The following is an 11,791-nucleotide window of genomic DNA, read 5'->3' on the forward strand; positions in this document are numbered from 1 at the left end:
AAAATATTTCTGGCAGCAATATCCTGTTTTATTGGCAGTTTTACATTAATACAAGGATTATTTTCTTGGCTTGTACTTATACCATCAATATTTTGGCTAGAAGGTAAACCCAAACAAAAAATTAGTAGAGTAACTATTTGGATTTTACTCTTTATACTTTCATGTTTTATATATTCAATTAACTATAATCCCATTCGAGAACCAAAACCATTTTTATTTACAGAACAACCATTCCTAATAATCAATTATTTTTTAGCTATTTTAGGCTTACCTTTAGTGAGAATTTCCATTCCGGCAATTTTGACAGGATTAACATTATTGTCTAGTTTTATATTTTTCACATTTTATTTTCTCAAGAAACCTTGGTTTAACGAATTCAGAAGTCAGAAGTCAGATAGAGGAGCCGTTGGATTGGCGACGTATAGAAGTGATTTTTGCAAAGAAGATTTAAGCTCTGCTCCAAAAATATTTCGCCTTAAAAGGTTGGGGTTTAGAACCAATTATTTTGATAAATTTATCTTTGCTCCGGCAGCTATTCCTTGGTTAACAATAGGAACGTTTTCTCTAATTTCTGCTCTATCTATTTCTGTGGGTAGGGCAGAATATGGTGTGGAGAATGCAATGATTTCTTCGCGGTATACAACTACGTCAATTTTATTAATTATTTCCCTAATTTATCTTTTTGGTTTATTCCTGCAACAGCAGCAAAAGTATTTATCAATATATAAAGTTTTTGCTGTAGTAATGACAGGAATTATGATGGTTAACTCGGTGTATGTTGCTGCTAGTGTAAAATCAAGTTTTCCCTACATGGAAAGTCGGAAAGAGTGTCTAGAAATAATTAACTATTTGGAAGATTCAGAATTTATCAAAGAATCACAGAATAGTTGTTTAGTATTAATGAATGGCAAAACGTGGTTAGTCAGAGAAGGTGCAGGAATTATGGCAAAATTAGGATGGCGAAAATTTCCACAAAATCTGGAATTTATTACAGAAACAAAACAAACTTATGGTTATTTAGATTATCCTCAAACAACTAAAAATACTCTAATTATTAATAGAGATGAAACTCTTAGTTTGGGGGGATGGGCAATTAGACCGGATAGAAATAAACAACCGAATCTAGTTTTACTTTCTTCTGGTCAAAATAAATCTTTTTTTGCCAATGCTATTGTCAATTTAGAGAGTAATGATATTGCTAAAGTTCTGAAGTCAAAAAGGTATAACAAAGCGCGATGGAAAGTCACATTTTCAGCTAAATCTTTACCTATGGGAGAAACTGTCATTAAAGCTTGGGTTTATAATTATGATAAACAAGAATTTGTCAAATTAAACGACCAAATAAAAGTTAGAGTGGAAGCCTAAATTGCCCTGAAATTTATTTCAGGGCTAATAGCTGAAGTCCTTTAAAAGGGAATGAAAATACGGATTCCTCTTGAGAGGACTTGAGCTGTGAGCCTGGGATTTTAATCCCTGGTATTAGATAATTTGAAAGTAAAAGCGTGTTGATAAGTAATTTGTTCTAGGTAGGAACTTACAGAATAATTAAGGTTTAAAGCCTATCACTCGCCGTGGAGAAACAAGAAAAAATTTTCCTTTTATTCAATCCTCTTCCTTTTAGGGAGAGGTAATTAGGGTCTGCTGAAAAAATTGGTTGGTGGGGGTAAGACACGGAGACGCGGAGATGGATAAACAGATAATGGTTTCGCCATTTTATGTGAATAAATTTTCTTTAATTTCAGCATAAAAACTCAGTATTTTGAGGCAAATAAGAGCCAATCACTTAGGAGATAAATTGAATATAAAAAGCTCAATTACCTTGACTATTCTTACTTTTAGCTTTATTCAGCAAGCCCTAATAATTAATTATTAATTATTAATTATTCATTATTCATTGTTTAAAGTTCCTTTTGAATGATGTTGTTTTTGATTATCGACATAAGCGATCGCTCTTTCTAGTTGTGTTTTTCCCAAAGAAAAGACACCGTATCCTGTTTGCCAAGCAAATTTATTTTCCTTCGGAGGTAGAACATTATTTAGATAATGAGAACTGCTACCTTTAATATTTTTCACAAAATCAGAAATAGCTAAATTAGGTGGAACTGAGACTACTAAATGAATATGATTTTCTGTACCATTAATAGCATGAATAATACAATTAACAACATTAGCTTTGCCAATAATATAATAATAAAGTTGTGGTTCTATATTTAGTGTGATTAGAGGTTTTCTATATTTAGTTGACCAAACAAAATGATAGAAAAGTCGCCGTAATGCAATTCTAATTTTTATCTTTTAAATGTACAAATTTAGGTTAAAATTGATGTCCTGCGCAAAAATGAATTTTCGTACTAACACCTTAAAATTTTTAGTCCCTTTTAAGGGACTTCAGCTATAAGCCTGGGATTTTAATCCCAGGTAATATTTAATCAAATATTATGCAAAAAAATCATTGTCCTTTATGTCATACAGATAAATTTAACTACTACAAAGCAGGGGATGACTATCTATTAGCAAAATGCTCTGAATGTGGTATGGTATGGGATAATAATCCACCAACAAATCCTACTGCTATCTATCAAGAAGATTACTATAATAACGATTTTCCTAAAGGAGGATATTCTAATTATTTTCAAGGCATGAAAATTAATAGCCAGACTTTTCGACAGCGTTTGTTGAAGGCTGAAAGAAAACTTTCTGGTAAAGGTTTATTATTAGATGTAGGTTGTGCTTTGGGTGATTGTTTGGAGCAAGCAAAAGATTTAGAATGGGATAATCCTCAAGGTTTAGAAGTCTCAGAATATGCAGTAAATTTTGCTAAAAGTCGTGGTTTATCTGTCTGTCAAGGAGATTTGTTTAATCATAGTTTTGAACCTAATTATTTTGATTTGATTATGTTGCAAGATATGATTGAACATACGACAGATCCTATTGCTCAACTAACAGCAGCTTATCAACTTTTGAAACCTGGAGGATGGATTTTTATTACTACTCCAAATGTGGGAGGATTTTGGGAAAAATTATTAGGCGCTTTATGGTATCACTATAAACCAACAGAACATCTGACTTATTTCTCTCTTGATACGATAAAATTTGCTTTGGAAAAAACTGGATTTTCTGATGTAGAATCAAAGCCAACCAATAATTCTATGAGTGTGGAATATATACTCGATCGACTCCAATATTATCAGCCAACTTTATTCTCCTTTTTACTGAGAATTGCTCGATCATTCAATCTCCATAAATTAGTTTTTTCTCTGTGGATAGGAGAATTAGAAGCTTGGGGAAAAAAAAGTGGGGGAGTAGGGAAGTGAGGGAGTAGGGGAGTAAGGGAGTAGTTAGGGACTTTGTATTCAAATCCGTACAGGGAGAGAACCCACCCCTAACCCCTCCCAGGAGGGGAAATAAACATCAGAATAATTAACAATAATTGGGGTGCTAATTATCAAAAAAGTTATTCAGTCTGTGTTAATTACTTAATAATTGAAATGTCGCCTAAGTTAAGCATTCTTTTTTCACGGTTGGTATAAGGGAAAAAAAGGTTGACAAAATAGACAAGATAAAGTTATATATCTATGGAATTTTTAACTGTGAACTTATAGCAGAAGGAAGAAGGTTTTAGTTATCTAGGATATAAGGAAAAATCTCGCGTTGTTTTAGTTTTAAGTTTTTGATATGTCCTAACCTCTTTGGCGGTTGCTATATATTAACTCTAAAACCTAAAATCTAACGCCTAAAACCTACTACCTATAAATAAATTGAGGTTATATAAATGAATGTAATTCAAACAGAAATCCCAGAAGTATTGCTGATAGAGCCAAAAGTTTTTGGAGACGAGCGTGGCTTTTTTATGGAGAGTTTTAATCAACGCAATTTCTCAGAAAAAACAGGAGTAAATTTGGAATTTGTGCAAGATAATCACTCTCGTTCTACAAAAGGTGTATTGCGAGGTTTACATTATCAAATTCAACAAGCTCAAGGTAAATTATTACGAGCAGTTGCTGGAGAAATATTCGATGTTGCTGTAGATATTCGCAAAAATTCTCCTAATTTTGGTAAATGGGTAGGTTATCTTTTAAGTGCAGAAAATAAACGACAATTTTGGGTACCTCCTGGTTTTGCTCATGGTTTTTTAGTAGTGTCTGAAACTGCTGATGTTTTGTATAAGACTACTGACTATTACGCGCCAGAATACGAACGTTCAATTATTTGGAATGACCCAGAAATTGGTATTATTTGGCCTCTGGAAGGAATTGAGGTGAAATTATCTAAAAAAGATGAAGCTGGTACAACCTTAAAAGATGCTGATTTGTTTTAAGAAGGAGTTATTTCAGTTATCAGTTATTAGTTATCAGTACCTCTGGCGCTCACCCAGAGGTTTGAATACTAAATGAAATATTTTCTTCATTGGTAAATTCTCAAGCTGTAAAAGACTCAAAACTAAGAATTGGAAATTAAATAGATTTCGACAAACTTTCTAGTTGAAGTGATTTTTCAGAGAGGGTGAAATTTTGTCTATCTACTTACTTAAAGGCAGAATCAAAATCGGTAAATTCTCAAGCTGTCAAATACTCAAAACTCAGAATTGGGAATTGAGAAAATTTCTGTCAATTTTCTAGTTGAAGTAATTTTTCACAGAGAGTGAAATTTTGTCTATCTACTTACTTCAAGATAGAATCAAAATCGGCAAATTATCAAACTGTCAAATGTATCTACAAAGGATGATTTATGGAAAGATATTGTAACTACTGATCCAAATATAAAGAATGATTCGTCAAAACTACTGAAGGGAATTTTCCTATATACAGATGTAGATAGAGAAATACTGAATTATGTCATGGATAACTTTCAGGATTTTGATAAGTTAACTGGAGACTGGAGTAAAATATACATCTTAGAAAAACCTGAGCCTAAACGAGATTCACTCAGAAAATATTGGCAGTCAATTCTTTATTTAGAATTGTATGAAAAATTTTCTGTAAGTAGATGGTTATTTAAAACAAAACCATTTAATAGAAATGAATCTTACGATATAGCTAGACAACTAGATATCCTTCCCGAACAATTACCTTGTTTAGTCTTATTACCACCCTTAACAAAAATATCAGGGCAAGAAAAACTAATTATCCCTATTCAAGAAGTATCAGCCAATAATTTTAGAAAAATATTTTCGACTTTAGAACAGATAGTTAAACAAACAGAGGAGAAAAATAAATATGAAGCAATAAAAATCAGATTTAATGACCTGACAGAATACTTAGAAACAAACTCAGAAAAAATTGTTCAACGAACAACAACAGAATATCAAATAAATGGAACAAATATTTTTGTTAATAGTCAAACGGAGAATTTTCAAATGACCGAAAATAATCGCGATATTCAAATTACTGGAGACAGTAAAATCGCCAGTATTGTTGGAGGAGAAGGAAAAATATATACAGCTAATATAGAGCAGAATAATTATTCACCCGGACAAAGACAAACCTTACAAGAGGCAGCAAAAGAAATTCAAAATTTACTACAACAACTATCTAAAACAGACTATTCCTCAAATCCCACAAATAATTTAGAAATTGCTAACCAAGCAATTCAAGAAATAGAAAAAAATCCCTCCCTGAAATCTCGAATAATTACAGCATTAAAAGCAGGAGGAAAAGAAACATTCTAAAGAATTAATAGACCATCCAGCAGTTAATATTTTAATGGCTTCAATAGAAGGTTGGAGTAGTGCAAAATAGAAAAACAAAAATTAAATCTAATATATTATTGAAAAATCACAAATGAAAATCTTATTAACAGGAATTAACGGACAACTTGGCCACCAACTACAACCCCTCCTGACAAATATTGGGGAAGTAACCGCAGTGGGGCGAGAAAACTTAGACCTGGCAGACCCCAATGCCATCTCTCAACTAATTAGCCAAGTTAAACCAGAAATTATTGTCAATGCTGCTGCTTATACGGCAGTTGATAAATCTGAAAATGAGCCAGAATTAGCCCATGCAGTAAATAGTATTGCCCCAGGAATTATGGCAACCGAAGCCAAAAAATTGGGGGCAACTTTAATCCACATTTCCACGGACTACGTTTTTGATGGAAGTCAAAGCACACCCTACATAGAAACTGACCCTACCAACCCCCTCGGTATCTACGGCAAATCTAAATTAGAGGGAGAAGAGGCCATTCGGGAAACAGAAGCTAATCATATTATTATTAGAACTGCTTGGGTTTATGGTGTTTATGGTAAAGGTAACTTTGTCAAAACCATGTTGCGGGTAGGTAAGGATAGGGAAGAATTGAGAGTAGTTTACGACCAGGTAGGTTGTCCAACTTGGACTGGAGACTTAGCAGAAGCGATCGCTAAAATTATTCCTCATCTTAATTCAGAAACCTATGGGACTTATCATTATACAAATAGTGGGGCAATTAGTTGGTACGATTTTGCCATGACTATTTTTGAGGAAGCAAAACAATTGGGTTTTCCTTTAGAGGTAAAACGAGTAATTCCCATTACTACTGCTGAATATCCAACCCCAGCAAAACGACCTGCCTTTTCAGTTTTGAATAGTGGAAAAATTGCCCAAGTTTTGGGAAAAAATTCTCCTTATTGGCGAGATGGTTTGAGGCAAATGTTAAAGCAGTTAGCTGCTTTGAGCAATTAATCAGCTCTAACACAAGACTCACTTAAAGAAACTTTTTCAGCAAACCCTAATTATCAATTATCCATTATCAATTATCAATTAATGAATCCTTCTCCTTGGATAAAAATATTTCAACCTTCTTCTCAACCTACCCTACGTCTATTTTGTTTTCATTCTTCTGCATCTGGTGCTTCTTTATTTCGCCTCTGGGGAAAAAATTTACCATCTAATATTGAAGTTTGTGCCATACAATTACCAGGAAGAGAAACTCGGATAAAAGAAACTTTAATTACTAAATGGGATGACTTACTTGCTTCTCTAAGTCAAGTTTTAATACCATTTATAAAAGAATATCCCTTTGTTTTTTTCGGTCATAGTCTCGGTGGGTTAATTTGTTTTGAAGTTGCCCGTCAACTACGAAGACAAAAACTTCCGACTCCTAAATATATGTTTATTTCTGGTCGTCGCGCTCCTCAAATTCCTATTAATAACCCACTTCATCAAGCATCTAACCAGACTTTAATTTCGACTTTGCGTGAATACGGTGGTACTCCTGAAGCAGTGTTGCAAAACCGAGAACTGATGGAATTATTTTTACCTATTTTACGAGCAGACTTTACTCTTAATGAAAAATATATTTATTCTCCTGAAGCACCTTTTGAATTTCCTATTGTTGCTTTTAGAGGTATAAATGATACAGCAGTTAATTTACAACAATTGTCTGAATGGAAAAAGCATACTGTCGGTAATTTTGCTTTACATGAATTTCCTGGTAGTCATATGTTTTTTCAACAGCAACCAGAAACTTTAATTGAAGCAATTTTAAAGTTACTTTAGAGTTTAAGGCTTAGTAAGCATTCAGCTATTAGCTGTCAGCTGTCAGCTCTTATGAAAGGGTTTTAATGAAAATAGACTGTTTCAGCCAGCTTTTATAGCAAGTATAAATTATGACTCAATTAGTAAAGCTTTGATCTAAAATTAAAAGCAATAGCTGACGGCTGAATGCTTACAAGGCTTAGGGATTGAAATTTCAAAAATTAACAATTACTTCTTTTTAAGAAGAAGACAATTGAATAATTTATAAAAAATGTATATCTAAGTACCTAAAGAATGAAAATTAAATCAAGTCCAGATTTTTTTTAATCATTAACAGTCAGATTTTTGTATACCAATTTAGAGCTAATAAACTTGCCGATGAATTCCACTATTACTCCTTCTCCTTGGATAAAAATATTTCAACCAATTTCTCAACCAACTTTACGTTTATTCTGTTTTCATCCTTCTGCCTCTGGTGCTTCCTTGTTTTGCCTCTGGGGAAAATACTTGCCTTCTAATATTGAGGTCTGTGCCATACAACTACCAGGAAGAGAAACTCGAATTAAAGAAGCCCTGATTACAAAATGGGAGGCTCTCTTACCTCCATTGATTCAAGCATTAAAACCGCTAATTATAGAATATTCCTTTGTATTTTTCGGGCATAGTCTTGGTGCCGCCATCTGTTTTGAAAGCCTGCCCTTTTAAGGAAAAAAAATAATATTTCTTTCTATTCAATCAGGAACAGTTTTAACCAGAGGTAATTATAAATTATCCATTAATGAATAATAGCTGAATGCTTATTTTAAAATTAATATCTATCCCATATTCCCTAAAGTTTTAATATATTTTCAATGAAAATTCCTAATTACTTCAAATTTACCATAATACTTATTTTTATCTTATCAACTCTCTGTAGTTTTTCGTCCTCAAGTATAGCTGACGAACTCCCTTTGACACAGAGATGGAGTCCTTCAATTTTTGGAAAAAATGATGAAGTAGGTTCTGTTAATTGGATTAGTAATCAAAAAGTTTTAGAATCCCTAAAATTAGTCAAAAAAGGTAAGGTAGCTACCCTTGGCAAAGTTTATCAAAGTGATGCTCCGGTATTTTCCCAACGTAATTGGAAATTAATAATTCCCGGTCTACCAACTTATAAATTTCCCGGAGAAAATAGCCTTATTGCTAATGATGAATATGTGATGGCTGAGTTAGGTCAGGTTGGCACTCAATTTGATGGTTTAGGTCATATTGGGGTGAATACTTCTCAAGGAAATTATTTTTATAATGGTAATTTTTTAGAAGATTTTGGAACATCCTACGGATTAAATAAATTAGGAGTAGAAAAGATTGGAGAGTTAGGGTATGTGACCAGGGGAGTATTATTAGATATTGCTAATTATCGAGGAGTTGAACGTTTACCAGTTCCTCAAGGTAAGAGTAAAAATGACCCAGGAATTATTACAATTAATGATATTAAAGGAGCAATGAGAAAACAAAAAATATTTCGAATAAAACAAGGGGATGTAGTTATTTTCCATACAGGTCATGGTAAGTATTGGGGGAAAGACTGGGATAGTCTGAGTCCCGAACAAAAAGTCAAAAATAGTCAAATATTTAATTCTGGAGAACCAGGACCTGGTATTACTAGCTGTCGTTATTTATCTAGCTTAAAAATAGCGATGGTAGGTTCAGATACTCCTGCAACTGAAGCTATTCCTGGTGAAGACCTAAATCGACCTTTTGACTGTCATATTGAATGGATGGTTAAACAGGGCATTACTAATATTGAAAACTTGGATGTTAGTCAATTAATAGATGATAAAGTTTACGAATTTATGTTTGTTTTTGCACCTCTAAAAATGAAAGGTGCAACAGGTTCTCCAGGTAATCCTATTGCTATTTATTAGTTTAGGGAGTAGGGAGTAGGGAGTAGGGAATAGAGAGAAATAGTTATAGTTCAGTAATACTTCAACAGTCAAATATTTACCAAGATTTAAAGTCTGTTTTTGACAATTATTAGTCGGTGAGTATAGATTTTTCCTACTTTTAACCCCTCCCTTTACCTCCCACACTCTCTACACTTCCCCAGCTAATCAGATATAGCACTCTTTTTGAGAAATGGTATAAGTGGGGTAGCAAAGATTAACCTATTTCAAATTAATCCGTACATCCGTGCCCAAATTCATGTCTTGCTTTCCGATTTATGTTAGTCAAAAAAAAGTCAGAACTTACTTTTATAATTATCGCCACCATTGTAATTTTACTCCCAGCTTTATATGTACTTTTTATCATCTCAAAAGCAGGAGAGCTACTAAACTTTGACTATTGGTGGATGATTCAAAATATCTATTCTATAGATGGATTTTCCACAAATATTTTTGACTGGATATTTCGGGCAAACGAACACTTTGTTTTAATTCCTGCCATAATTTATGCTCTAAATATTGTTATTACTAAAGGTTCCAATATTGGGTTGTGTCTGGCTACATTTTTTTTTGCTTGTATTCAGGGAATTTTATTAATAGCATTAATATCTAATACCCTGAAAAAATATCGGACGATACTTTTATTATTAATTCTATTTATCTCAGTTTTTAACTTTACTCCTGCTGCTGCTCATAACTGGATGCGCGGATATAGTGGCGTACATTGGGTAATTGCTAATTTATTTGTTATAGCCTCAATTTTTTGTGTAAATAGATTGGTCGAATCCCCACAAAATAAATGGTTAATTGCCAGTATAACTTTTGGAATTTTAGGATGTATTAGTTATAGTACAGCTTTGGGAATTTGGCCGATATTATGTGCCGTTGCTATTTTATTTAAGCTGCCGAAAAGATTTACTATCTCTTATGTTATTTTTTCGATTTTAGTAATAGGAATTTATTTCCTCACTTACACAACGCCCTCTCATCATCCCTCTTTGTCTAAGCTAAGTTTAATTAATATAATTACTTACATTCCTGTTTATCTAGGAGCAATTTTTACTCATAATATTCCCGTAGCTTCAACAATAGGTTGGTTGGGATTAATTTTGACAGGAATATTTTTTACTTATTGGTTATTTTCATCTTATCCTCAAGACTGGCTACCCTGGTTATCAATAATCATTTATACTTTAGGCACTGCTTTAATGGCCGCAGTTAGTCGTTCTGGATTTGGAGTAGAACAAGCGATCGCTTCTCGTTATGCAACTCTACCTTCTCTATTTTGGTTAAGTTTAATTATCCTAATTTTCTTATTGCTCCAACAACAGCAACTCACTCTAAAAAAACAGTGGTATTTTGTTATGCCATTAGTGGCAGTTTTGACTGTTTTAACTATATTAATGTATCGAGTAGGTACGGAAACTTTTAGAGAAATTGCTCATCGTGCAACTTATCAACCTTTAGTAGGATTATCTTTGCAACTTGGTATTTATGACCCGGTTTTAATTAAAGAAAAAGTAGGTAACCGACCTGCTGCTTTTTTAAGTTTAGTAGATGCTTTAAAAGCTGATGGTTTAGTACCTTTTAATCGAGATATAAAAAAGGATAATTTTTGTGCCAATTTGGATGAAAAAATTAACTCAGATTTATTAACAGCAAAGCCACCAGAAAATTTCCAGGGATATTTTGACACTGTGACTGAATTTTCTTCTACTACGGCTAGAGTAAATGGATGGGTTAGTGAAGTTAAAAGTCAAAAGCGAGTGTGTAATTCTGAGGTTTCCGTTTCCTCCGGAAACGCTCCGCGAACAGAATGTAAGACACACTCAAGACAGTCAAAATTCAAAAGTAAAGAGAATTATTTTCAAGTTAAAAGTGAAGAGAGTTTTGAAGTTAAATGTATTGCTATTTTGAATCAAGAAAATGTGGTCAAAGGTTTTGGAATGTCAGGTTTTCCTCGTGCTGATGTGGCAGAATTATTAGGAGCTGAATATGAATTATCAGGTTGGAAAGGATATATTCAATATTCAACCAATGATGTTTTAACAGCTTATGTTAAATTCAAAAATCGTCAAGATTGGATAGCTTTAACCAATCAACATAGTTTTGATAATGAGAATTGAACCTACTGCCACTGCGCGGAAGTTAAAAGTCAAAAGTTAGAAGTCAAAAGTAAAGAGAATTATTTTCAAGTCAAAAGTCAAAAGTGAAGAGAATTATTTTTAAGTTAAAAGTCAAAAGTTAAAAGTGAAGATAGTTTTGAAGTTAAATGTATTGCTATTCTCAATCAATAAAAAATTCTCAAAAGTTTTGGAATGTTAGATTTTCCTCCTGCTGATGTAGCAGAATTATTGTAAGCATTTCCTCTGGAATGCTGCGCAAACAGCTATTAGCCATCAGCTATCA

At 33.1% G+C, this 11,791-nt stretch carries 10 protein-coding genes; 9 read left to right on the forward strand and 1 reads right to left on the reverse strand.

What is annotated here, in order from left to right; translation table 11 throughout:
- Positions 1 to 1,365 (forward strand): hypothetical protein (locus AC3DU7_RS12250; RefSeq protein WP_488039622.1); only part of this gene is annotated, 1,365 nt, incomplete at its 5' end.
- A gap of 522 nt (positions 1,366 to 1,887) precedes the next feature.
- Here AC3DU7_RS12250 and tnpA read toward each other — a convergent pair.
- Positions 1,888 to 2,292, reverse strand: a complete 405-nt coding sequence (tnpA, locus tag AC3DU7_RS12255; RefSeq protein ID WP_488039630.1) for an IS200/IS605 family transposase — start codon at positions 2,290 to 2,292, stop codon at positions 1,888 to 1,890.
- Positions 2,293 to 2,438: 146 nt separating this feature from the next.
- Here tnpA and AC3DU7_RS12260 point away from each other — a divergent pair, with 146 nt between their 5' ends.
- From AC3DU7_RS12260 to AC3DU7_RS12295, 8 genes are all read left to right on the forward strand, one after another.
- On the forward strand, positions 2,439 to 3,314 hold the full coding sequence (locus tag AC3DU7_RS12260) for a class I SAM-dependent methyltransferase (protein WP_488039623.1): 876 nt from the start codon (positions 2,439 to 2,441) through the stop codon (positions 3,312 to 3,314).
- A gap of 458 nt (positions 3,315 to 3,772) precedes the next feature.
- Complete coding sequence (rfbC, locus tag AC3DU7_RS12265) at positions 3,773 to 4,318, forward strand: dTDP-4-dehydrorhamnose 3,5-epimerase (RefSeq protein WP_488039624.1); 546 nt, start codon at positions 3,773 to 3,775, stop codon at positions 4,316 to 4,318.
- Positions 4,319 to 4,837: 519 nt separating this feature from the next.
- Positions 4,838 to 5,668: a hypothetical protein gene (locus AC3DU7_RS12270; RefSeq protein ID WP_488039625.1), complete on the forward strand. Its 831-nt coding sequence runs from the start codon at positions 4,838 to 4,840 to the stop codon at positions 5,666 to 5,668.
- A 112-nt stretch (positions 5,669 to 5,780) separates the two neighbouring features.
- A complete protein-coding gene (gene rfbD / locus AC3DU7_RS12275) occupies positions 5,781 to 6,662 on the forward strand; it encodes a dTDP-4-dehydrorhamnose reductase (RefSeq protein WP_488039626.1) in 882 nt (293 codons plus the stop codon).
- A gap of 81 nt (positions 6,663 to 6,743) precedes the next feature.
- A complete protein-coding gene (locus tag AC3DU7_RS12280) occupies positions 6,744 to 7,478 on the forward strand; it encodes a thioesterase II family protein (protein WP_488039627.1) in 735 nt (244 codons plus the stop codon).
- Positions 7,479 to 7,835: 357 nt separating this feature from the next.
- Positions 7,836 to 8,162 (forward strand): thioesterase II family protein, encoded by a 327-nt coding sequence (locus AC3DU7_RS12285; RefSeq protein WP_488039631.1) that lies wholly within the window; start codon positions 7,836 to 7,838, stop codon positions 8,160 to 8,162.
- Positions 8,163 to 8,407: 245 nt separating this feature from the next.
- On the forward strand, positions 8,408 to 9,364 hold the full coding sequence (locus AC3DU7_RS12290; protein ID WP_488039628.1) for a cyclase family protein: 957 nt from the start codon (positions 8,408 to 8,410) through the stop codon (positions 9,362 to 9,364).
- A gap of 296 nt (positions 9,365 to 9,660) precedes the next feature.
- Entirely contained in the window at positions 9,661 to 11,508 is a 1,848-nt protein-coding gene (locus AC3DU7_RS12295) for a hypothetical protein (RefSeq protein ID WP_488039629.1), read from the forward strand.
- Positions 11,509 to 11,791 lie beyond the last annotated feature (283 nt).

Source organism: Okeania sp. (assembly GCF_983059655.1).

What these genes read in the sequence shown, in the direction of transcription:
- AC3DU7_RS12260 (WP_488039623.1), top strand. Translation starts at nt 2,439, where the DNA reads ATGCAAAAAAATCATTGTCCTTTATGTCATACAGATAAATTTAACTAC.
- rfbC (WP_488039624.1), top strand. Translation starts at nt 3,773, where the DNA reads ATGAATGTAATTCAAACAGAAATCCCAGAAGTATTGCTGATAGAGCCA.
- AC3DU7_RS12270 (WP_488039625.1), top strand. Translation starts at nt 4,838, where the DNA reads ATGGATAACTTTCAGGATTTTGATAAGTTAACTGGAGACTGGAGTAAA.
- rfbD (WP_488039626.1), top strand. Translation starts at nt 5,781, where the DNA reads ATGAAAATCTTATTAACAGGAATTAACGGACAACTTGGCCACCAACTA.
- AC3DU7_RS12280 (WP_488039627.1), top strand. Translation starts at nt 6,744, where the DNA reads ATGAATCCTTCTCCTTGGATAAAAATATTTCAACCTTCTTCTCAACCT.
- AC3DU7_RS12285 (WP_488039631.1), top strand. Translation starts at nt 7,836, where the DNA reads ATGAATTCCACTATTACTCCTTCTCCTTGGATAAAAATATTTCAACCA.
- AC3DU7_RS12295 (WP_488039629.1), top strand. Translation starts at nt 9,661, where the DNA reads ATGTTAGTCAAAAAAAAGTCAGAACTTACTTTTATAATTATCGCCACC.